This is a genomic window from Acinetobacter sp. KB005 (assembly GCF_049949095.1).
Classification (GTDB): Bacteria; Pseudomonadota; Gammaproteobacteria; order Pseudomonadales; family Moraxellaceae; genus Acinetobacter; species Acinetobacter calcoaceticus.
This window is the reverse complement of record NZ_CP188191.1, coordinates 1,106,600-1,130,002: the sequence shown is the minus strand read 5'-3', so window position 1 is coordinate 1,130,002 and position 23,403 is coordinate 1,106,600. Positions and strand designations below refer to the sequence as shown.

General features: G+C 40.7%; 22 protein-coding genes. 11 read left to right on the top strand and 11 right to left on the bottom strand.

What is annotated here, in order from left to right; translation table 11 throughout:
* Window positions 1-13: 13 nt before the first annotated feature.
* Genes ACPF64_RS05550 through ACPF64_RS05540 form a run of 3 tightly spaced genes read right to left on the bottom strand, consistent with a single transcriptional unit; the run spans window position 14 to window position 2,399 of the window.
* Window positions 14-265 carry a DUF6587 family protein gene (locus tag ACPF64_RS05550; protein ID WP_080026171.1) on the bottom strand — a complete coding sequence of 84 codons (252 nt, stop codon included), beginning with the start codon at window positions 263-265 and terminating at the stop codon, window positions 14-16.
* Window positions 266-285: 20 nt separating this feature from the next.
* Window positions 286-2,139, bottom strand: coding sequence for a ferrous iron transporter B (gene feoB / locus ACPF64_RS05545; RefSeq protein ID WP_080026170.1), 1,854 nt, complete (start codon window positions 2,137-2,139; stop codon window positions 286-288).
* A complete protein-coding gene (locus tag ACPF64_RS05540) occupies window positions 2,136-2,399 on the bottom strand; it encodes a FeoA family protein (protein ID WP_016801736.1) in 264 nt (87 codons plus the stop codon). The genes feoB and ACPF64_RS05540 overlap by 4 nt, the downstream gene beginning before the upstream one ends.
* 143 nt (window positions 2,400-2,542) lie before the next feature.
* Here ACPF64_RS05540 and xerD point away from each other — a divergent pair, with 143 nt between their 5' ends.
* The 4 genes from xerD (at window position 2,543) to thrC (ending at window position 7,161) form a co-directional block, all read left to right on the top strand.
* Window positions 2,543-3,463 carry a site-specific tyrosine recombinase XerD gene (gene xerD, locus ACPF64_RS05535; protein ID WP_004640667.1) on the top strand — a complete coding sequence of 307 codons (921 nt, stop codon included), beginning with the start codon at window positions 2,543-2,545 and terminating at the stop codon, window positions 3,461-3,463.
* 146 nt (window positions 3,464-3,609) lie between these two features.
* Window positions 3,610-4,422 carry a DsbC family protein gene (locus ACPF64_RS05530; protein ID WP_426455780.1) on the top strand — a complete coding sequence of 271 codons (813 nt, stop codon included), beginning with the start codon at window positions 3,610-3,612 and terminating at the stop codon, window positions 4,420-4,422.
* Window positions 4,423-4,665: 243 nt separating this feature from the next.
* Complete coding sequence (locus ACPF64_RS05525) at window positions 4,666-5,967, top strand: homoserine dehydrogenase (protein WP_004640662.1); 1,302 nt, start codon at window positions 4,666-4,668, stop codon at window positions 5,965-5,967.
* A gap of 54 nt (window positions 5,968-6,021) precedes the next feature.
* Entirely contained in the window at window positions 6,022-7,161 is a 1,140-nt protein-coding gene (gene thrC, locus ACPF64_RS05520) for a threonine synthase (protein ID WP_003654438.1), read from the top strand.
* Between the two features lie 106 nt (window positions 7,162-7,267).
* Here thrC and pbpG read toward each other — a convergent pair whose 3' ends face one another.
* Window positions 7,268-8,314, bottom strand: a complete 1,047-nt coding sequence (pbpG, locus tag ACPF64_RS05515) for a D-alanyl-D-alanine endopeptidase PBP7/8 (protein ID WP_151744792.1) — start codon at window positions 8,312-8,314, stop codon at window positions 7,268-7,270.
* A gap of 212 nt (window positions 8,315-8,526) precedes the next feature.
* Between pbpG and gacA the strand changes: the two genes are divergently transcribed.
* From gacA to ACPF64_RS05500, 3 genes are read left to right on the top strand one after another with little or no spacing between them, the layout of a single operon-like run.
* Window positions 8,527-9,162, top strand: coding sequence for a response regulator transcription factor GacA (gene gacA / locus ACPF64_RS05510; RefSeq protein ID WP_003654436.1), 636 nt, complete (start codon window positions 8,527-8,529; stop codon window positions 9,160-9,162).
* Window positions 9,163-9,172: 10 nt separating this feature from the next.
* On the top strand, window positions 9,173-10,741 hold the full coding sequence (locus ACPF64_RS05505; RefSeq protein ID WP_426455779.1) for a sensor histidine kinase: 1,569 nt from the start codon (window positions 9,173-9,175) through the stop codon (window positions 10,739-10,741).
* A 24-nt stretch (window positions 10,742-10,765) separates the two neighbouring features.
* Window positions 10,766-12,184: a sigma-54-dependent transcriptional regulator gene (locus tag ACPF64_RS05500; protein ID WP_426455778.1), complete on the top strand. Its 1,419-nt coding sequence runs from the start codon at window positions 10,766-10,768 to the stop codon at window positions 12,182-12,184.
* 4 nt (window positions 12,185-12,188) lie between these two features.
* Here the strand turns inward: ACPF64_RS05500 and ACPF64_RS05495 are convergent, their stop codons facing one another.
* The 4 genes from ACPF64_RS05495 to lptF form a co-directional block, all read right to left on the bottom strand.
* Window positions 12,189-13,373, bottom strand: coding sequence for a S41 family peptidase (locus ACPF64_RS05495; RefSeq protein WP_426455777.1), 1,185 nt, complete (start codon window positions 13,371-13,373; stop codon window positions 12,189-12,191).
* Window positions 13,374-13,388: 15 nt separating this feature from the next.
* Complete coding sequence (gpmI, locus tag ACPF64_RS05490) at window positions 13,389-14,936, bottom strand: 2,3-bisphosphoglycerate-independent phosphoglycerate mutase (RefSeq protein WP_426455776.1); 1,548 nt, start codon at window positions 14,934-14,936, stop codon at window positions 13,389-13,391.
* Window positions 14,937-15,062: 126 nt separating this feature from the next.
* Window positions 15,063-16,133: an LPS export ABC transporter permease LptG gene (gene lptG, locus ACPF64_RS05485; RefSeq protein WP_151744796.1), complete on the bottom strand. Its 1,071-nt coding sequence runs from the start codon at window positions 16,131-16,133 to the stop codon at window positions 15,063-15,065.
* Entirely contained in the window at window positions 16,133-17,233 is a 1,101-nt protein-coding gene (gene lptF / locus ACPF64_RS05480; protein WP_151744797.1) for an LPS export ABC transporter permease LptF, read from the bottom strand. Before lptF ends, lptG begins: the two co-directional genes overlap by 1 nt.
* A gap of 143 nt (window positions 17,234-17,376) precedes the next feature.
* On the opposite strand from lptF, the gene ACPF64_RS05475 reads away from it, so the two are divergent.
* The 4 genes from ACPF64_RS05475 (at window position 17,377) to ACPF64_RS05460 (ending at window position 20,251) form a co-directional block, all read left to right on the top strand.
* Entirely contained in the window at window positions 17,377-18,825 is a 1,449-nt protein-coding gene (locus ACPF64_RS05475) for a leucyl aminopeptidase (protein ID WP_426455775.1), read from the top strand.
* Window positions 18,818-19,225 carry a DNA polymerase III subunit chi gene (locus tag ACPF64_RS05470; RefSeq protein WP_426455774.1) on the top strand — a complete coding sequence of 136 codons (408 nt, stop codon included), beginning with the start codon at window positions 18,818-18,820 and terminating at the stop codon, window positions 19,223-19,225. Before ACPF64_RS05475 ends, ACPF64_RS05470 begins: the two co-directional genes overlap by 8 nt.
* 37 nt (window positions 19,226-19,262) lie before the next feature.
* Window positions 19,263-19,901 (top strand): cell division protein BlhA, encoded by a 639-nt coding sequence (gene blhA / locus ACPF64_RS05465; protein WP_080758627.1) that lies wholly within the window; start codon window positions 19,263-19,265, stop codon window positions 19,899-19,901.
* A 131-nt stretch (window positions 19,902-20,032) separates the two neighbouring features.
* Window positions 20,033-20,251, top strand: a complete 219-nt coding sequence (locus ACPF64_RS05460) for a hypothetical protein (protein WP_003654423.1) — start codon at window positions 20,033-20,035, stop codon at window positions 20,249-20,251.
* A 61-nt stretch (window positions 20,252-20,312) separates the two neighbouring features.
* Here the strand turns inward: ACPF64_RS05460 and ACPF64_RS05455 are convergent, their stop codons facing one another.
* Genes ACPF64_RS05455 through ribD form a run of 3 tightly spaced genes read right to left on the bottom strand, consistent with a single transcriptional unit; the run spans window position 20,313 to window position 23,390 of the window.
* Window positions 20,313-20,972 carry a riboflavin synthase gene (locus ACPF64_RS05455; protein ID WP_045437225.1) on the bottom strand — a complete coding sequence of 220 codons (660 nt, stop codon included), beginning with the start codon at window positions 20,970-20,972 and terminating at the stop codon, window positions 20,313-20,315.
* Between the two features lie 43 nt (window positions 20,973-21,015).
* Entirely contained in the window at window positions 21,016-22,308 is a 1,293-nt protein-coding gene (locus tag ACPF64_RS05450) for a DNA adenine methylase (protein WP_003654420.1), read from the bottom strand.
* Window positions 22,305-23,390, bottom strand: coding sequence for a bifunctional diaminohydroxyphosphoribosylaminopyrimidine deaminase/5-amino-6-(5-phosphoribosylamino)uracil reductase RibD (gene ribD / locus ACPF64_RS05445; protein WP_005045235.1), 1,086 nt, complete (start codon window positions 23,388-23,390; stop codon window positions 22,305-22,307). Before ribD ends, ACPF64_RS05450 begins: the two co-directional genes overlap by 4 nt.
* Between the last annotated feature and the right edge of the window lie 13 nt (window positions 23,391-23,403).

Sequence of the window (23,403 nt, the reverse complement as noted above, 5' to 3'; positions counted from 1 at the left end):
AGAAATACTAAATTTATTGCCATTTAATCGGCTTAATTTCTTGAACTGTATTCGTAGGTTTATCTTCACTTGAGCAACCACAGCCGCCAGCACAGCCAAAGGTCATTTTTGGCTTAAGCCATTTTGCCAAGGTTGTCCAACCCTGCTTTTCACAAAATAAAGAGAGTGTAGAAAAGACTGAATTTGCTGTTTTTGGAAATACCTTCTTAAAAACAACAACAGCACTCCAACTCACTAAAACCGCAATAATCAAATATTGAATCATGTACAACCTCCTTTCTTGCCTTAACCCCAATAGTGGGAAGCAATTTGATAGGTAACAAACGATGCCAAATAAGCCAAGCCGAACAGATATGCAGTCATGACAGCAACATGTTTCCATGAACCTGTTTCACGTCGTACTGTTGCCAATGTGGCCAAACAATGTGGAGCATAAATAAACCACACTAAAAGCGATAATCCTGTTGCCAAGGACCAACCCGAGCCATCTGCACTAATCAGATGTGACAAACCTTGAGCTACAGCATCGTCACTCGTTGCAGACAAGGCATAAACTGTACCTAATGCTGCCACTACGACTTCACGTGCTGCCATTGCTGGAATTAAAGCAATACAGATTTGCCAGTTAAAACCAATTGGAGCAAATAAAGGTTGGATAAGATGTCCGAGCATACCGGCAAAACTATAATCTATCGCAGGTAATGTCGCCCCTTCTGGTGGCTGTGGGAAGGTACACAAAAACCAGAGCAAAATAGAAAGCGCAAAAATGATTCCACCGACACGTTTCAAGAAGATCTTTGCACGATCCAGCAAACCAATTCCCACACTTTTTAAATCGGGGAAACGATAACTCGGTAGCTCTAGCAGTAAAGCATGCTGTGACTTATCTTTTTGCAAAAACTTCATTAAAAATGAAACGCAAAGAGCACTCACAATACCAGCCATGTACAGACCGAATAGCACCAGACCTTGTAAGTTAAAAATACCCCAGATCATTTTCTCTGGAATAAATGCAGCAATCAGCAAAGCATATACAGGTAAACGTGCCGAACAGGTCATTAAAGGCGCAACCATAATGGTCGTAAAACGATCACGAGGGTCACTAATACTACGGGTTGCCATAATTCCCGGTACTGCACAAGCAAAGCTTGAAAGTAAAGGAATGAAAGCGCGTCCGCTTAGACCCGCTTGAAACATTAATTTATCAAGCAAGAATGCTGCACGTGGTAAATAACCCGATTCTTCTAATACTAAAATGAAGAAGAACAAGATTAGAATTTGTGGCAAGAACACAACTACGCCACCAGCACCCGCGATAATTCCGTCAACGACCAAACTATGCAGTAGTGGCTGTGTAATCACAGTTCCCACCACTTCCCCCAACCAGCCAAAGAAGCCTTCAATGCCATCCATGAATGGAGCTGCCCAAGCAAAAACTGCCTGAAACACAATAAACATCATGAGGGCAAGGCTAAGTAGGCCTAAAACTGGGTGTAAGAAAATTCGATCTAGAAAATCAGTACGTTTATCTCCCTGATCGACATATTGAACAACATCTTTAAAAATCATATCGATTTTTTGATGATGAGTTCCAGTCAAACCACTCAGTTCGGTTTGCGGCACACTGTATTTTTCTTGATCAAGGGCATGTAATAAATTTTCAATACCCGCATTACGAACAGCAACTGTTTCAACGACTGCTACGCCCAAACGTTGAGACAACTTTTGAGTATTAATTTGGATGCCACGACGACGCGCTTCATCCATCATATTCAGTACGAGTAAAATCGGACGGCCAAGCTCGATCATTTCGAGCACTAGTCCTAAATGCAATTTTAAGTTAGTCGCATCGACTACACATAAAAAAGCATCTTGCTGACCTTCTTCGGCAATCTTACCCAAGCAAACATCACGGGTAATGACTTCATCAGGACTGGTTGCATTTAGACTATATGTACCCGGTAAATCGAGTACACGCACTGCACGCCCTGAAGGTAATTGAAAATGACCTACTTTACGCTCGACCGTTACGCCCGCATAGTTTGCGACTTTTTGTCGAGTTCCAGTTAAATGGTTAAAAAGAGAGGTTTTACCACAGTTTGGATTTCCCACAAGGGCAATACGTAACGCATCACTCATGCGGGTACTCCTTCTTCTACTTGAATTTCGATTTTGTCCGCTTCTGCTTTACGCAAAGCGAAACGAGTAAAGCCAATTTGGATCAAGATCGGATCACCACCAAAAATACCCTTGGTAATCACTTCCACTCGTGTGCCTGGCACAAAGCCCAAACTTTCCAAACGAATTGCGACCAAATCTTGCTGCTCGGACTCTACTGATATCCGATTCACTTTGCTGATGGTCGCCGCTTGCTTCACTTTTAAAGCTGATAAACGCACCGCATCCGATCCTAAACCTTTTTTTCTAGTATACATATAAATGAGAATAATTACCAAATAAGGTTAAATTTCACTTCCTATTCAGTTTAATCGACAAACCTTAAAGTTTCTTTTACAGTACAGAGGTTTAGAGGATGTAGTGTATGTTAAATAAAAAACCGCGTATTCCAAGTCCTGTTCAAATTCCTGAACATTTAAGCTTTTTACAAGGTTTTCGCGACTATCTCGTTGCACAGACAGTGAGTCCACATACACGTAATGCTTATTTATCTGACCTCATTCAATGCAGCGAACTCCATAAAAAAAATGCTCTTCCACAATGGTCAAGTGATGATATTGCCGATGTTCTTATCGAACTGACAAAAGCAGGAAAAAGTCCCCGCTCAATTGCACGGTGTTTATCTGCCCTACGTCAGTTTTACAAATTTTTACGTGAACAGAAGTTACGGAGTGACAATCCGGTTGCGACCCACCACTCTCCTAAAATTGGACGAGCATTACCCAAAGACCTATCTGAAGAAGATGTCGAATCACTGATTCAAGCACCAGATATCAATACAGCACTTGGCTTACGTGACCGAGCAATGTTTGAAGTGCTTTATGCATGTGGTTTGCGTGTTTCAGAATTACTTAACTTGCGTCTGGAACTCATTAATTTAAAACAAGGCTATTTACGTGTTACAGGTAAAGGCAATAAAGAGCGTTTGGTGCCATTAGGACAATTTGCCTGTGAGTGGGTAGAACGCTATTTGAATAATGCTCGGCCTCAACTCTATAAAAGCTCGACTGACTATCTCTTTTTAACCCAACATGGCGGGATTATGAGTCGACAAAACTTTTGGTATGCCATTAAACGCTATGCGCTACAGGCCAATATTCAAGCTGAACTCTCGCCTCATACCTTACGCCATGCATTCGCAACGCATCTGCTCAATCACGGTGCAGACCTACGCGTCGTGCAAATGTTACTGGGTCATAGCGATTTATCTACGACTCAAATCTATACACATGTTGCACAAGTCAGAATGCAACAATTACATGAAAAACATCACCCTAGAGGATGATAAACCTTTCAAGCTCCACTCAAGTATTTCAGATCAATCGTTTGATTTCGTTCACAAAGGTTAAGAAAGTTTTAACAATACACATTAGATTTTTTGGTATGCTTAGCAGCTTCTGACTATAAATACTGATGAAATAAGGGTTATCTATGTCTTTTACCCGCTCTCAAATTTTTCTTGCCTGTACTCTGGCATCTAGCCTTTTGTTCAGTGCTTGTTCTAAAGAAAACAAACCACAAAAAGAAGATGCGCTCACAGCGACTGCACCTGCTACAGGGGAAGCTTCAACCATTATCGAGCGTAATGCCAAGCAGCGTTTGATCGAAACTTTGCAAAAACAATTTAAGAATGCAAATATCAGCGCCAAAATTTTAGATATCAAGCCGACTGAAGTTCCTAATTTATATTGGGTAAATCTAGAAGGGATGACATCAGTTTATACAACAAATGATGGTAAATATTTAATTCAGGGTGATGTAATCCGCTTAGGAGGCAAAGAGCTTCATAATATTGGTGACTCACTTCAAGCATCAGAAAATAAAAAGCATCTTGCCGCTTTAAAAAATGAAGATCTTATTGTCTACCCTGCAAAAGGTAAGGCTAAGCACGTGATCTATGTGTTTACCGATGCAAGCTGTCCTTATTGCCATAAGCTACATGAGCACATACCCGAAATTAATGAAAAGGGTATTGAGGTACGTTATATCGCTTGGCCACGCGGCGAACAATTTATGCCGACCATGGAAGCTGTATGGTGTAGTGCAGATCGTAAAGCTGCCTTTAATCAAGCAGTACAAGGTATCAACATTCCACCGGCTCAATGTAAAAACCCTGTTCGAGAGCAATATCAACTTGGCTTGAATATGGGTGTAAATGGTACACCTGCTATTTACAATGCTGATGGCGAGTACTTGGGTGGATATCTAACACCAGATGAATTAATTAAACGTCTGGATAAATAATCCACTTAAAGTTGATGAATGATTAATCATCTGTCTCTTAAGAAAAGCGCTGCTCTTATTGCAGCGCTTTGTTTTTTCAATAATTAATACTTTATCCACCTGTGTTTAAAGACTGATCTACTCTTCTTTTCCAAACATCGCACTCTAATTCATTGAACAGGCACTAAAAGCGCTAGAGTCTGGCGTTTTTTTTAGCTATGATCTAGCTTCAACTAAATGATTAAATGATGAATGGAGTGTGACGTGAAACCAGTTCGCCTGGCAATACTCGGTCTAGGAACCGTAGGTGGAGGAGCCCTTAAACTACTACAAGAAAATGCCGCTGAAATTAAACGTCGCACCGGTCGAGAAATTCAAATTACCCACGTTGGAACACGCCGCCCTCGTCCAGATCTCGAATTAGAAGGGATTAAACAAAGCGCAGATTTACTTGATATCGTTCGTCAACCAGATGTTGATATGGTTGTTGAAGTGATGGGTGGTATACACCCTGCTTACGAAGTCATCATGGAAGCGATCAAACACGGCAAACAAGTCGTTACTGCAAATAAAGCTCTACTCGCTGAACATGGCAACGAACTATTTAAAGCAGCTGAAGACAATGCTGTACAAATCGCTTATGAAGCAGCAGTTGCTGGCGGTATTCCAATTATTAAAGTCATCCGTGAAGGTCTTGCTGCAAACCATATTCAATGGTTGGCAGGTATCATTAACGGCACAGGCAACTTTATTCTGACCGAAATGCGTGAGAAAGGTCGTGCATTTGATGATGTATTAAAAGAAGCTCAAGAACTTGGCTATGCAGAAGCAGATCCAACTTTTGACGTTGAAGGTATCGATGCTGCGCACAAACTTACCATTTTAGCGTCTTGTGCTTTTGGTATTCCTCTTCAGTTCGATAAAGTCTATACCGAAGGTATTAGCAAAATTACTGCACAAGATGTGAAATATGCCGAAGATCTCGGTTTCCGCATTAAACACCTAGGAATTGCGCGTCGCGCTGAAAAGGGTATTGAACTACGTGTTCACCCAACACTCATTCCAGATGAGCAGCTTATTGCTAACGTAAATGGTGTTAAAAATGCTGTTTTAGTTCAAGCGCATGCTGTAGGCCCTACACTCTATTACGGCGCTGGTGCTGGTGCTGGTCCAACTGCTTCTGCTGTTGTTGCAGATGTAATTGATATTGTCCGTGATATTTCTTATACCGAAGATGGTGCTGGAACGATTCCTCAACTTGCTTTTGAAGCATTAACAAATGTGCCAATTTTAAGCCGTGAAGAAATGACCACAGGTTATTACATCCGCTTAAATGCCGAAGATCAAACTGGTGTACTTGCAGATGTCACTACCATCTTAAGCCGTGCTGGAATTAGTATTGATGCCATCATGCAACAATCCCGTTTAAAAGACCTTATTCCAATCGTGATTCTCACCGATCCAATCGTCGAATCTAAAATGGATGAGGCACTTGCACAAATTCAAGCCTTACCTGCAATTCGTGGCGAAATCGTAAGAATTCGTTTAGAATCGCTCGATAGTTAATCAGGTTGAGGGAAAGATTCCCTCTCCCGCTTCATCTCTAATTGGAACACCATCATGTCTAATGCCAATCGTTATACTGGTCTTGTAGATCGTTATCGTGACCGTTTGCCAGTTTCGGCAACTACTCGTGCTATCTCTTTGGGGGAAGGCAACACCCCACTCATTAAACTAGAGAATATTCCACGTATTATTGGCAAAGATGTTGAAATTTATGTGAAATATGAGGGTTTAAACCCAACTGGTTCATTTAAAGACCGTGGTATGACCATGGCTGTAACCAAAGCGGTTGAAGAAGGCTCTAAAGCGATTATCTGTGCATCTACTGGTAACACTTCTGCTGCTGCTGCTGCTTATGCTGCACGTGCAGGTATCAAAGCATTTGTTTTGATTCCAGAAGGCAAAATTGCGATGGGTAAAATGGCGCAAGCGATGATGTATGGTGCGATCACTATGCAAATCCGTGGTAACTTCGATGATGGTATGCGTCTTGTAAAAGAAGTCGCTGATCAAGCGCCTGTAACGATTGTAAACTCAATCAACCCTTACCGTTTGCAAGGTCAAAAAACCATTGCTTATGAAATCGTTGAAGCTTTAGGCCGTGCACCTGATTATCACTGCCTACCTGTAGGTAACGCAGGTAACATCACAGCTCACTGGATGGGCTATACTGAAGCAGTAGCAAATCAGCCTGCTGATCAGTTTGAACAAGTTATTTATGACGCAGCAACAGATCAGTTTACTGGTCCAAAACCTGAAGGTTTACCAACAATGGTAGGTTATCAGGCTTCTGGCGCAGCTCCATTCTTACGTGGCGCTCCAGTTGAAAACCCAGAAACAGTTGCAACTGCAATTCGTATTGGTAACCCACAAAGCTGGAACCATGCTAAAGCGGTAGTACGTGACTCTAAAGGCTGGTTTGATGAACTTCAAGACAGCGAAATTTTAGAAGCTCAGCGCTTACTTTCTATGTACGAAGGCGTATTTGTTGAGCCAGCATCTGCTGCTTCTATCGGTGGTGCGATTCGTGACATTAAAGCAGGTAAAATTGCTGAAGGTTCTGTAATTGTATGTACAGTAACTGGTAATGGCTTGAAAGACCCAGATACTGCAATCAAACAATGTGCTGATGCAGTTATGTTGTCAATTGATGCAACAATGAGCCAAGTAAAAGATTCGATTTTATCTAACATGTAAAATCTGAGTTTTCATAAAAACGGCTGTTCAACACAGCCGTTTTTATGTCTTTTTTAATAGCCATAAAAAAACGCTTCTATCTAGAAGCGTTTTTAGAATAATTAAATTAAATACGTTTTGGTAAATTACTTAACCAACCTAATAGGTTAGTTGCATCATTGTTACGTGCCTGCGTACTTGGCTCACCAAGTAATACAATCACTGCTGGACGTGAGTTTACAGTCGTATGCATGACAACACAGCGACCTGCTTCATTGATATAACCCGTTTTAGACAAGTTAATATTCCAACCACCATTACGCACTAGAGCATTGGTATTGTTAGATTTCAACACGCGATAACCCAAGTTAAAATCATAAGTTGGTGTTGTTGAGAATTGACGAATCAAACCATATTGAGATGCTGTACTCGCCAAAATCCCTAAGTCACGCGCAGAAGATACATTGCGCGGATCTAAGCCTGTAGATTCATAATAATGAGTTGCGTTCATACCTAAAGCACGTGCTTTAGAGTTCATTGCAGCAACGAATGCAGGACGACCACCCGGATAGGTACGCGCTAAAGCCGCTGCTGCCGGATTTTCAGACTTCATTAAAGCAAACAACAACACTTCTGCACGGTTCATCTTGTCGCCAACACGGAGTGTTGAACTTGAATTTTTACCGTTTGCCCCCGCAAAATCAATTTGCTCAAGCATAATTTCTTCTGACATGTTTAAACGAGCATCTGCCGTTACCACTGCTGTCATTAACTTGGTAATAGATGCAATTGGCACAGAAGCGTTCGTATTTTTACTAAACAGTACTTCACCAGTTTGCGCATCCATCACTAACGCAGCTCGAGCACTTACACTCGGCTGAGCATTGTACCCACTCGTATCACGAATTGGAGCAAGCTTAGGAGCAGACGCTATAACTTTCGGTGCATTACCGCCACGCAATGTTGTAGTTACAGATGTTGAACCTTGCGGAGTGGGTTCATCATCTTCCTCATTCAAAAATTGGCTAGCGTCAGCTGAAGACCAATTTAAGCTTGCAGTACCACTACTCCCTGAGGACGGGTTATTGACGAGTTCTGCAAAGCTTGTTGAACTCAAACTAAGCAAAATAGACATGCTTAGCACATGTATTAAAGACTTTTTAGAATTTTTCACGGCACAATACTCGACTCAGGGTGATACACATTTGCGCTTACTATAATTATGCCTTACATTTGAGGTATAAGGTATAACGCTTTTACCGACACAATTGTGCACAACTATTCGCTCACTATATAAGAATAGGATTGCTAATTTTGTCATTCCATTGCAAGCTAATTTTGCTTTATGTAACAAAAAACTTGTTTTTTGAAAGAAAGGAGGTCTTCTTGATTACAGTTTTAGTTGTGGATGACCATGAACTTGTACGTACAGGCATTTGCCGTATGTTAGAAGATCATGCCGATGTAGAGGTCATTGGACAAGCCGAATCGGGTGAAGAAGCAATTGCTATTGTTCGTCAGAAACATCCTCAAGTTGTGCTACTTGATGTCAACATGCCAGGCATCGGGGGCGTAGAAACAACGCGTCGTTTATTACAAACCGCACCAGATACAAAAGTTATTGCTGTAAGTGGTTTATCAGAGGAACCTTACCCTTCTCTTTTGCTTAAAGCAGGAGCTAAAGGCTACATCACAAAAGGTGCTCCAATTACAGAAATGGTTCGGGCAATCAACAAAGTCATGCAAGGTGGTAAATACTTCAGTGCAGATATTGCTGAGCAGTTGGCGAGTTCCTATCTATCAGACACACAACAATCACCTTTTGACGCCCTATCCGAACGAGAAATGCAAGTTGCAATGATGGTTGTAAATTGTATTAGCGCTCAAGAAATTGCGGACAAACTTTTTGTAAGTGTCAAAACGGTGAATACTTACCGCTACCGTATTTTTGAAAAACTCGCCATCGATAGTGACGTTAAACTAACTCATCTTGCGATCCGGTATGGTCTGATCAAACCATAATCAAAATTATATGCAATTTCCCTTAAACTCATCGTTGTCCAATACGATTTTTCGTTTGGGCACGTGGTATGGTTTATATCGTCTTATTATTGCGGTTAGCCTCAATTTTATTTTGGTTTTAACCGATGCTCAAATCGACAATAGTCTACAACAACCCGCTTTATATTCTTACACACTGCTTGGCTATTCCATATTAAGCCTTCTTCAGCTTTTGTGTTTTAAGTTTATTGCAACTCAGGCAACAAAGCAGCTTATTTTATTTTTTGTAGTTGATGTTATCTGTCTGAGTTTACTTACATTTTCTGTAGGTGAACCAAATCTACAACTCAGCTTGCTGTATGTTATTGCTATATTTACCTCGGCAATTTTACTCAGTGCAAGAATGTCTTTACTCATTACATTACTTGCGGTCATTGCCGTTATTTACCAACGCTTTGTCGGTAGTTTATTTGACTACAATAATCTAAATACAATTGGTAATAGTGCCTTATTAGCCTTCTTATTTTTTGTGGTGCATGGGATCGGACAAATTGCTGTTCAGCGCTTTAAATTACTTGAGGCGCTAACTTTCCATCAATCAATAGAGCTCTATCAACTACAAAATATTAACCGCTATATTCTGGAACAAATTGAAGAAGGCTATCTTGTTCTAGATGAAAACTATGACATTGTTCTAAGTAATCCGGCTGCCTGCTCTCTGTTAGGCATTCCGCCACAATTTGCCAGTGAAAAATATCCTTTAGCTAAATGGCATCCCGATTTATTTGAAATTCTTAAGTTTGATAACCTACAAGAAGGTGATCGATTTATTTTTGAGTCTCGGCTGTCGGCTTACTCTATTAACATTAAAGTGCAGCATCTTGTAGTGCCGCAACAAGCATTGACGCTGCTCATTTTACAAGATGCGCAACACATTAATCAGCAAGCTCAACAACTCAAACTGGCTGCTTTAGGGCAACTTTCAGCCAGTATTGCACATGAAATCCGTAATCCTCTGGCAGCAATTGTTCAGGCAAATGAATTACTTAAAGATAGTGATTTAGAGCAGCAAAATACTTTACGCCGTATGATTGGTAAGCAAACAAAACGCATCGATAGTATTGTTCAAGACACCTTAGGACTTGCCAGCAGCGAAAGAACTCATCCAATCCAGATTGAATTAAATGACTTCATAAAGACGTTATTAGACGAAGATCTATCGGATGTTAAACATTCTATACAGCTTAAAATCTCTGATTCATCCTTAAAATTATTATTTGACGAGAAACAGCTAAGACAAGTGCTGATTAATCTTGTCAGGAATGCTTTACGACATAATGCCCCTGATTCACCCCATGTTCTGATCAACATTCACTCACAAACAAATAAAATTTATATTGATGTGATCGATTACGGCGAAGGTGTTTCAAAACGTGATATATCTCAATTATTTAAACCATTTTTTAGTACCGAAATTAATGGAACTGGTTTAGGATTATATTTGTCTCATAGTTTTTGTGAGGCAAACCATGCAAAGCTCACGTATGTAGAGCAAAAACAAGGGGCATGCTTCCAAATGGAATGCCCAATAATATATTGATTTTTTTATTAGGTTTTTGGGGAAATGGCAGAACAGCAACCACTAGTTTTGCTTGTAGACGATGAAGAAGATTTGTGCCTTTTAATGCAAATGACTCTTGCGCGAATGGGGATTAAAACACATCTTGCTTATCGGGTTGAACAGGCCAAACAACTCTTTACTCAGTTTCATTACGATGCATGTTTAACCGATTTGAACCTACCCGACGGTAGCGGTTTAGAATTGGTTAAACACGTTTCTCAAACTTACCCACACACACCAATTGCAGTTTTAACTGCATACGGCAATATGGATATTGCAATTGCAGCGTTAAAGGCAGGAGCTTTTGACTTTGTAAGTAAACCTATTAACCAAATTCATTTAGATCAGTTATTAAAAAAAGCGTTAAATCAGCCAAAACCAGAGCATGAGTTCGGTGAAATAACTTTGGAAAATGACCTATTAATTGGTCGTTCTCCTCCAATACAAAACTTACGAACAGCTATTAAAAAAATAGCCCGCTCTCAAGCTCCAGTGTTTGTTACAGGCGAGTCTGGTACAGGTAAAGAGGTTGTTGCTAATCTTATTCACCGCTTGAGTAATCGCAGCGAAGGTCCGTTTATCGCGATTAACTGTGGAGCAATTCCAACTGAGCTCATGGAAAGTGAACTTTTTGGACATAAAAAAGGCAGTTTTACTGGAGCTACCCAAGACAAACAAGGCCTTATTTTATCCGCTCATGGCGGCAGCTTATTTTTAGATGAAATTGCTGAATTGCCTTTAAGTATGCAAGTCAAATTACTTCGGGCAGTACAAGAGAAAAAAATTCGCCCAGTAGGTTCCGATCAGGAAATCGATGTTGATTTTCGGGTGATTAGCGCCAGCCACCAAGATTTAGAGTTATTAGTCCGACAAGGCAAATTCCGTCAGGACTTATTTTTCCGTATTCATGTTATGGATATCATGTTGCCGCCACTACGTGAGCGCGGTGGAGATATTTTGTTATTAGCCAATCATTTTATTCAAAAGGTTTGTATGGAATGGGGAATTCCAAGCAAACAATTAACCACTACTGCTGAAACTTATTTATTGCAGCAAGATTTTCCAGGTAATGTTCGTGAATTAAGAAATATGATTGAACGAGCTATTACCTTAAGTGATGATGAATGTATTGATTTAACACACTTAGCACCTCCTCTCAGAGGCAGTAGCGTTAACTCGCAAATCGCAACTAAACAAGTGAATGACACATCAACTGCGATTACTCAGACTCGGCCAAAATTACCAATGGAAGGCTTAGAACGCTACTTAGAAAATATTGAAAAAGATATTCTACTGAACGCGTTGGACATGACCCATTGGAATCGGACCTTAGCAGCTAAAAAGCTAGGAATGACCTTCCGCTCTTTACGCTATCGATTGAAAAAGTTTGGCTTAGATACCGAATTAGGAGAGGAAGTATAAAAGACTATTTTTTCTTTAGAAATAAGTCTGCAACACGATCTAAATATACGTCTTCTTTCATTTCTGGGGGCAAAGGGTAGGTCTGGTTAGGCTGAATACCTTGCCCTTCAATCATATTGCCATTTGGCGTGTAATAGTGTGAGACTGTCATTTGTAGTGCTGCACCACTTGGCAAAGGAAATAGTTTCTGCACTACGCCTTTCCCATAACTTTTTTCACCGATTACCCATGCACGCTGATGTTCTTTCATGGCCGCAGTAAAAACCTCGGCTGCCGATGCAGAACGATGATTAATCAATATACCTAATTTTATATTCTGAAATTCATTGCCGGGCAGAGCCTGAAATTGCTGATTACCTTCCGAACGGCTTTTAGTTGAAACGATAATCCCACTATTTAGAAATAAATCTGCCGACTCGACTGCTGCCGATAACAACCCACCCGGATTGTTTCGTAAATCGATTAAAACGGCTTTTAAACGTGGTGAACTATTTTCTTCAATTAACCGTTTAATTTCATTTGCCGTGTCTTGCTGGAATACTCTAATTTTTAACACTAAAACCTGATTATGTAGCATTACAGGTTCTATATCGGTTTCTATTTTTTTATTACGAACTAAGTTGATGTTTCCATTTAAATCTTCTGCTTGTACTTGAAGCGTACTTCCGATAGAGCCATAAAGCAGCCCAAGCACCTGATCTTGGTTTAAATTTTTTAAGTCTTGATTATCAATCTTGAGAATCGCTTGACCATTTCTCAAACCTAATTTGTATGAGTCTGAGCCAGTTTTAAGATCACGAATCATCCATTTATGGACATGCACTTCAGGGCTTAAAGCAAAATCAACCGAGGCGAGGTCACCTTCGGTATATTGAATCAATTGACGATATTCTTCTGCCGACAAATAACGTGAATAACGATCTAGCCCACTCACCAACCCTTTAATGGCTTGTTGAAATAAGGCATCGTCGGACTTCACGTCAACGTAATTATCTCGAACGATTCCATAGATTTGAACAAACTGTTGAATCGACTCAATCGGTACCTCTGCATAACTATGTTCCGGTTCTTCCGAATCGGAATGCAGAGGTGACAATTTCTCTTTTACAACTGGCGCTGCAAAAGCAAATTGGCTGCAACACAGCAACATACTTACAATAAGTTTTTTATATTTAATGTGTTGCAGCATCCAATCACCTTTGGCTTATGCAGATAATGTAATCAGATTACGCCCTTGCATTTCAGCAGGAACAGGAATCTGCATTAAATTGAGAATCGTAGGTGCTACATCGGCAAGCACACCACCTTCTGCAATTGTTGCTTGTGTTGGGCCAACATAGATAAACGGTACAAGTTCCGTTGTATGTTGAGTGTGAACTTGACCGCTTTCGTAGTCTTGCATTTGTTCAACGTTACCATGGTCAGCAGTAATCAACATATGGCCTTTCTTTGCCATTACCGCTTCATAGACACGCCCAAGACAAAGATCGACTGCTTCAACTGCTTTAACTGCAGCATCAAAAATACCTGTATGACCTACCATATCACCATTGGCATAGTTCACAACCAATAAATCGTATTCGCCAGAATTAATGGCTTTAACCAATTCATCAGTTACTTCATAAGCACTCATTTCAGGCTTAAGGTCATATGTTGCAACGTTTGGAGATGGAATCAAAATACGCTTTTCGCCCGGATATTCATCTTCACGCCCGCCACTAAAGAAGAACGTGACATGAGCATATTTTTCAGTTTCGGCAATACGTAACTGAGTTTTTCCAAGAGAAGATAAATATTCACCCAATGAATTTTTTAATGCTTCTGGCATGTATGCAACTGGTGCATCAATGCTAGCTTGATAACGGGTTAGCATGACAAATTTAGAAAGGTTTGGTACAACTTTACGCTCAAAACCTGCAAAGTCTTTTTCTACAAATGCACGAGTAATTTCACGAGCTCGGTCAGCACGGAAATTCATAAATACAACGCTATCGCCGTCTTGTACTTTAGCAACATCACCAATACGAGTCGCTTTTACAAACTCATCGTTTTCATTGGCTGCATAAGCTAACTCTAACCCTTCCGCTGCTGTTTGCGCAGTACGAAGTGCCTCGCCTTCGGTCAACAAGCGATAAGCTTGCTCAACACGATCCCAACGGTTATCGCGGTCCATTGCAAAGTAGCGGCCAATCATGGTCGCGATACGGCCTTGACCTGGATATTGAGCAAATAATGCATCTAATTTTTCTAAAGATGGCTGAGCACTACGTGGAGGTGTATCACGGCCATCAAGGAAAGCATGTAAATAAACTTTTGCACCACGTTTTAATGCAAGCTCACACATCGCCACAATATGGTCTTCATGTGAATGGACGCCACCTTCTGAGAGCAAGCCCATAATATGAACAGCACCATTAGCAGCTTTGGCTTTTTCAACAGCGTCGATCAACACTTCATGTTTAAAAAAGTCGCCAGTACGAATATCTTTAGTAATACGGGTAAAGTCTTGATACAAAACACGGCCAGCACCAAGGTTCATATGACCGACTTCAGAGTTACCCATTTGTCCATCAGGCAAACCAACATCTTCACCAGAACCAGAAATTAGACTATTTGGATGCTTTGCGGTCATTGCCGCCAAATTCGGTGTTTTTGCTGCAAGAAAAGCATTATCTTCAATCGCTTCACGGTGACCAACACCATCCATAATGACCAGAACGTGAGGGATCTTGCCAGCAGTTGCATCCGTCATAATCTATTTCTCTTTTGTCTACAATTTCGTCACGATATCTTACCGAATTTTCGGTCAAGACTCTATTTTTTCCTATGGCTTTCACCAATATCTACGATTGATGAAAACCATAAATTTCAATTATTACTAGCGAGCGCGGTAAAGCAAATAACTTCCGGCGCCAAACATTAACAAGATAGGTACGAGTACGAACCATGCAGGAGATGGGGCATAAACCAAGCTGGCATAACCCAAGAAATCTTGCAAATAATAGAAACTCAAACCAATAAACAATGCGATTACCAAACGGAAACCCATCGATTGTTGGCGTAATGGTCCAAAAATAAATGAACATGCCACGAGAACCAGAGCAATCAACGAAAATGGCGAGGCAACTTTTTGCCAGAAAGCCAATTGATAGGTCTTTGGAACCTGACTATATTCATCCATATAACGCATAAAACTAATGAGCTGGCTTGGAGATAAATCTTCAGGATCTAAAGTCACCATGTGCACATATTTAGGCTGTAATGCCAAAGAAAGTGATTGTTCGTCATGGTCGGTTTTGATGGCATTTCCTGCCGCCAAAATATCCATTTGTTGTGCTTTCTTCAAAGCCCATTGACCATCTTTTACAAACTGTCCTTGCTGAGCATTGATTAATGATTGCAAGTAATAGTTCTGGTCAAAATCGACCACTTGAATATCTTTTAAATTGCCTTGAGAGTTAGCATAGTCAATATAGATAAATCGCTGTCCTTCACGTGACCAATAACCTTTCACTTCGCCTAAAGCAGCTACAGAGCGGTGGCTTTTAACACTTTCTGCTTTTTCATTGGTATATGGAATAACCCATTCACTTAAAGCGAAAGACAAAATAATAAGCAGTAAAGCTGAGCGCATCACCCAACCAACAATACGCCATAAGCTAATACCAGCTGAGCGCATAACAATAAGTTCACTGCTGGTTGCTAGTGAACCTAAACCGATTACAGCACCAATCAAGGCAGAAATAGGTAAAATTTCATATAGATAACGAGGCGCTCCCCATAACACATAGATGAGAGCTTGCCATGCGTTATAGTCGGGTTTGAGCTCACCCAACTCACCAAGGTACGTAAATAAGATCTGTAAAATCGACAAAACAACCGTGGTGCCAAACATCGCAAGCGCAGTGGTTTTCGTCACATATTTGGCGACTATTCGACGTGCTAACATTATAATTTCACTCGCTTGATCTGTTTCTTGATTTTTGGTGCCAACTTCTGTTTACGTGAAAATAAGGCTGCTGCAACGCCATAAACCACCAACACTGCAGGATAAGCCCAAATATCGAGTTCTTCTTTACTAATACGAGTCTTGATTGCAATCATTAATACGATCAGACTGGAAAAAATAAAAATCGCCGGAATAAGACGGTAATAACGACCTTGTCGTGGACTCACCTCAGACAATGCCACAGAAAGCATTAAAGCAATCATAATGGTGAATGGTCCAAACAAACGCCATCCCAACTCGCTTCTTATGACTGGATCATTTGTTTTTGAAAAGAGTTTAGTCGTTGATAAGGCTTCTACATCGCCACTCTCAAACTTAACATCTTTATCATTTTCTAAACGTAGACGATAAGACTGAAACTCTGCTTGTGTATATTTTGGTTGTCCCGGGAATATTTCATAACGACGGCCTTGCACCAGATCAACGACATTGGCTGTGTCATTTGCAACTTCTACACGAGTCGCTTCTTTTGCCAAGATCATGACATCTGGCTTATCTTCTTTGGTCGCACGTTGATAAAAGAAAATATCCTTCAAATTCTTTCGGTCTTCTGACAATGAACCTGCATAAATCGTATAGGGTCCAGAAGAAATAAATTCTCTTGGGCGAACCAAATCGAAGCCTGTCCGAACCGCTTGGGTGGTGGTTAATTTTTCAAACTCACGTAGTCCCCACGGCGTCATCCAGAGCATAAGCACAGACTGACAAACCATATAAACAAGCGTCATTGGAATGAGTAATCGTGCTAATTGATGACGGCTCACACCACTACCGTTCAGTACTGCCATTTCATGGTCAACATATAAACGACCAAACACCAACATTAAACCAATGAAAAAACCCAGTGGTAAAATGAGTGTTAAAAATTCAGGTAAACGATATCCAATGATGCTAAACAAGATACTGGCATCTAAACGCCCCTGCGCCGCCACACCAAAGTATTTGATCAGACGACCACCCATCATGATTAAGGTCAATAAAGAAATGACCACCAATGAGGTAGAGACAACTTGCTTGACGAGATAACGCCGAATAATCAAAGTAATACTTCCAAAAGGCTAATCGGGACGACTGCTAGTTTACCCGAATGTTAAAAATATAAAACCGCACATTGCAACGCTATGCTTGAAAGTGTTTCAATGTTTTAATTCATCATAACTTTCTATAGGCAATCACGACAGCCATGAAATTTACAACTTATACAACTTTTCCCGAACAGACATCTAATGAATCTTTGTGGGTTTTAGTTGATTCAGAACAGTTACAAAGCAACGTCAACACATATCAAATCAATAACCTAGAAAGCGTTCTTAGCGCTACCCAATTTAAAGGCAACTTCAATGAAACTCTGCCTTTATTTGGTCAGATTTCAAATCAGCCTCACAGCCAATTACTTGGCTTAGGAAAAACAGCTGAACTTCAGACAGTTAAGTTAGCTAAACTTGCCCAAACGATTATCAAATCGACACAAAATAAATTTAAGCATATCGCAATTGATATTGCTGCGTTACCTGTCGAGCACCATTATTTATTTGCTTTAAGCTTAACTCAAGCAGCTTATGGTTATGATGAGTTTAAATCGAAAAAAAATGAATTTGTGTTACAACAGGTTGATTTAATTAGTTCAACGACTAGCCTAGATGAAAAACAACTGGCTTTAGTACATGCAGTACAGTCTGGTCAGTCTTATGCACGCGACCTTGGCAACCGTCCGGGTAATATTTGTTTCCCAGAATATTTGGCAGAACAGGCTCTAGCTTTAGCGGCAGAATTCCCTGACTTACTTAAAGTCACTGTTTTAAATGAGCAACAAATGGCTGATTTAGGCATGTATGCTTTTCTTGCAGTGAGTAAAGGATCTGAACGTCCGGGCCGTATTGTAACGCTCGAATATCAAGCACAGATTGATCAAGCTCCGGTAGTTCTTGTAGGTAAAGGCGTAACTTTTGATACAGGTGGTATTTCTTTAAAATCAGGCCTTGGCATGGATGAAATGAAATTCGATATGTGTGGTGCAGCCTCTGTACTAGGTACCATTCGTGCATTATGCGAAGCAAAACTTCCTATTCATGTAGTTGGTGCAATTGCAGCAGCAGAAAATATGCCTTCTGGTAAAGCAACCCGTCCGGGTGACATTGTGACCACCATGAGCGGGCAAACTGTTGAAATCTTGAATACAGATGCTGAAGGCCGTCTTGTTCTGTGTGACACATTGACCTATATCAAACGCTTCAATCCAGCAGTAGTGGTTGATATTGCAACTTTAACAGGTGCCTGTGTAGTCGCTTTAGGTAAAGTACTCAGTGGGTTGTTCTCACCAGATGATGCTTTAGCAGCTGAGCTCCAACAAGCTGGCGAGCAATCGTTTGACCGTGTATGGCGTATGCCAGTGATTGATGATTATCAAGAATTACTTGATTCACCATTTGCGGATATTGCAAACATCGGTGGACCATATGGTGGCGCGATTACAGCTGCATGTTTCCTTGAGCGATTTACACGTGAATATCGTTGGGCTCATTTAGATGTAGCAGGAACAGCATGGTTATCTGGTCCAGCTAAAGGTGCAACTGGTCGTCCAGTACCATTACTCATGCAATTTTTAGCGAATCGTGTAAGCACGAATGGCTAAAGTTAGTTTTTATCTGTTTGAAACCAGCGAAGAACGGCAAGTCGATAGTGCTTGCCGTTTATGTCGAAAAATATTACAGAAGCATCCTAAAATCTGGTGGTATTGTCCAGATGTGCAGCTACAACATATGCTTGATGAAAGATTATGGGAATTTGACCCAGTCAGTTTCATTGGGCATGGTGTTGACCAGCCTGATGCTGCTGTATGTATTTCGGCTAAACAACCACTTGAACAAGGCTTGTTAGTATTTAATTTTAACAATCATGCACTTGATCAAGTTGATCATTTTAGCCACATTATAGAAATTGTTGAAAATAATGAAACAGCCAAGCAAATTGGTCGAGAAAAATTTAAAATGTATCGCCGTTTGGGTATAGAACCGCGGCCCTTTAAATTATAACGCGCTAAAATGTAAATACTGTTGATCAAGGAGAACCATGGTGGCATTAAATGTCGGGCAAGATTTTAAAAAAAGATGGTTAAATGCGCCTGAAGCTGTCCGTCATACCTATCAACAGGATCTGGCACGTATTTGCGATCTACTCGAACCCCAAACCCCTATTCAGCTTTGGGTTTTAAATGACGAAAAAGCGCAGTTAGAATCACAGCAAAAAATTGAACAAGCCTACGCAGACCTCAAAGCAGAGCTCATTGAGCAAGCACGTATTCGTCGTCAACTTGCTTTAGAAAAAGCACTTGCTGACAAACGTGCATCAGAAGCTGCTTATGCTGCGGAGTTGCAAGCAGATGAAATTCGTAAGTTTAATGAACAGACTGAAACGTTACACACATTACGTAGCCATTTAGAACAAGAGGTTGCAGAGCAAACCGCGCGTTATCAGAAAAATCCTGAAACACCAGCAGTCAATTACTCTGCTGGTGTAAAACTTAGTATTACCGATGATCAAATCTTATCTGAGCTTGAAAGTTTACGTATTCGTTTAGAACTTGAAGCTGAGAGCTTAATTGAACAGTCTGTAACGGCTTTCCGAGCCAAGCTAAATTCGGCAGCTCAAGAAGAAATTGAATACATTTTAAAGAATTCTAAGTTTTCTGATGAAAAAATAGAAAAGTAAACCTTTAAATATTTCTTTTGTCATAAAAGTGACACGTATATGTCACAGAATAGACATATAGATTATTCTTATAGATCAATTAATTATAAGAATGAAAAGTAGCTATTCAAGATAATTAATGAGGATAAGAGATGGACATTCTGCATCAGATTTCAAAGCAAGTTGAACAGCTAAATCAGGGTGAGCAATGGACGTTTTCAGCACAAGAATTTTATATGAGTCATAACGACTTTAACTCTTTATCTATCTTACTTACACGTGAGTCTGAAACCCGTGATTTTACAATTACTCGCACTCAGCATAACAAGCCATGGGTGGGCACACACTCGGTTACTCTAACCAAGCATTAAGTTTTCGAAATAAAAAAACCGGAATATGTGTCCGGTTTTTTTATTTTAACGATCTAGCTTTTTATTTTAAAAAGCCATTCTCAGCTAAAAAAGCCATACTAATATTTGACTCTGTTTTTTGTTCAGCAGCTTTGTCACCCAGCAATAAACGCTCGATATAACGCGCTAAAACATCGACTTCAAGATTTACTTTACTACCTACTTGCCACGTTCCAATGTTAGTACGTTCTGCTGTGTGCGGAATTAAGTTCAAGCTTAAAATATTTCCACGTAAGTGGTTAATCGTTAAACTAATACCATCTACGGTCACAGAACCTTTTTCTGCTAAATATTTAGCAAGTTCTACAGGTGCTGTAACTTCATAATAGATTGAGCGAGCATCTTCACGTACTACAGTAATTTCGCCCACGCCATCAACGTGACCACTTACAATGTGTCCACCAAAGCGTGTTGTCGGTAACATTGCCTTTTCAACATTAACACGTTGCCCAACTTTCCAGTGACCCAAAGTCGTTCGGTTTAAACTCTCACGAGAAACATCAGCTGCATACCAATTATCGCCCCATTCAATCACGGTGAGACAAATTCCATTGGTCGCAATTGAGTCACCCAAATGTACATCTGACATATCCAGATCAGTCTGAATACGTAAACGCACATCACCACCTACGCTTTGCAGGCTTTCAACTTTTCCTAAACTTTCAATAATGCCTGTAAACATGGCTCAATCTCCAAATCTTTTTACACTGCTTAAATTGCAGCGCTTACCAAAGTGCGAGCTGTGTGCTATTACCTGAGGTATCTACACCACCTAGCTCGGCGAAGTGGTAAAGCTGGCCTAATAACTGACGTAATGGTGGTCCTGACTTGGCATGAGTATCAGTAATCACAATAAATTCAAGCACGCGTGCACGTTCAGACTGTCGTTGTTTACTCACTCGATAGCGTGGAACATCTTGTGTTAACAAGGTCACTTTGCCCCGCTCCAGATTGGCCATCAGCAAATCTTTCGGCTCGATATTACCATCAGTTGAATAACTGGTCAGAATATAGCGGGCATTGATGGTTGAAAGTAGTTTTTCATACGCATCTTTCGCATATTTAGAAGAGTTATATGGGCTTGGACGCTCTTTACGCCAAGCTCTATCAATTCCGCTCTTATAACCTTTTGTATCTGGTGAAGGTAAATCGACCTGATCCCATAAAGTTAATGCATTCAAAACATGGTAATTACTGCTATATGCATGCTGGTTATACGGTGGATCGAGATAGGCAACATCCACTTCAAAACCACTCATTTGATTTGCTAGATGCTGTGAATCTACACACCACATTTCAGCAGCGGGACGTTTACGGTCACCAATCTCGCAAAAACGGCTCGGTGTTAACCAAAGTAATGATTCAATTCGTTCTAACGCAGTTTGTGTACGTCCGCCCCACCCTTGGTGGAAGCTTTTAAATACGCCACTGGTGTTACTAACAAAACTTGCTGAATAGAGCAAAGGCGCGAGCAATGCACTCATCTCTACATCATTAATTGCGCCTTGAGATTGCCATGTTGCAATCTGCTGGCGAATCGCATCAATACGCATACCATTACGGCGTTTAAAGAACAAACGGTCACGAGCTGGATCATAAATATCATCATTACGTGGGCAAAGATTATGCGTTACCCAGCCTTTAACTTCAGGTAAGCGATTTAAATAATCGATTGCCTTCTGATAACCACCCAGCTCTTTAAAAGCAGGTGCATCAATACAAGCTAAAATCGCATGATTTAACGCATGGCTATAAGGTTCCCAGTCATTCGCAATCACTCGGTAACCATTTTGACGCGCCAAACGAGATACTACGCCACTGCCGGCAAAGAAATCGGCAAAAATCGGAGGATTCTTTTTCTTGCTATTCAGCGTCCCTGTAATTTCAAGGGCTTCTAAAATTAGATGGAGCAATCGGCGCTTATTACCCAAGTAAGGAACAAGCTGATGGAAAAGATATTCGTCTGTCGTACGGGCTGCATGACGACGTTTGTGATAAACCGAAGGCTCTGGATTCATACTTTCTCTTGCGTAGGGATTAACCTTAAGCGTATATCTTGATCAAGTTGTGTCACATCAAGAAGTGTAAAACGAAGTTGTTGTGCCATATATTCAAACTCTGCATTGAACATGGCTCTTGCACTTTTCCCCAATAATGTCGGGGCAATATAACTGATCAACTCATCTACCAAACCTTCTTGTAAAAAGGCAGTAGATAATGTTGCACCGGCTTCTACCAATACATCATAAATTTGATATTGCTTAGATAGGGTCTGTAACAACACTTTTAAAGGCTGAATTTCTAATTGTATCACGCCTAAATCAGCAAGTTCTTGACGATATGGCCCCATCACCATCACAGTTTCAGGGTTTTCTAAAATTTTAGCAGCAAGCGGCAGACGACCTTGGCGGTCTAAAATAATCCGTTTTGGCTGTGCAATTGTCTCAATATCAACACTGTCCAGACTTCGTACATTAAGCTGACAGTCATCTGCAATCACAGTATCAATCCCTGTAATCACTGCTCCTGAAATGGCACGCCAATGCTGTACATCTTGACGCGCAACTGCACCGGTAATCCACTTCGATTCACCAGATGCCATTGCAGTACGGCCATCTAAGCTTGAAGCTACTTTTAAGCGTACATAAGGCATGCCCGTAGACATCGCCTTTAAGAAACCTTGGTTTAATTTTTCTGCCAAATCTTCACAAATGCCAACTTCTACTTCAATTCCGGCATTTTTCAGAATCTGAACACCCTTACCCGCAACAAGTGGGTTTGGATCAGGACATGCCACAACCACCTTTTTAACCTGTGCCTTAACCAGTGCTTCGGCACAAGGAGGAGTTCTCCCATAATGTGCACATGGCTCAAGCGTCACATATGCTGTTGCACCTTGAGCCTGCTCAGCTGCCTGACGTAAGGCAAAAACCTCTGCGTGTGGTTGACCTGCTTTAGGATGAAAGCCCTCACCGATTAACTGATCATCTTTGACAATGACACAACCAACATTTGGATTAGGCTTAGTCGAATATAGACCTCGTTTGGCAAGTTCAATAGCTTGTTGCATCCAATATTGATCTTTTTTCAACTCAGACATAAAAATCTCAAAT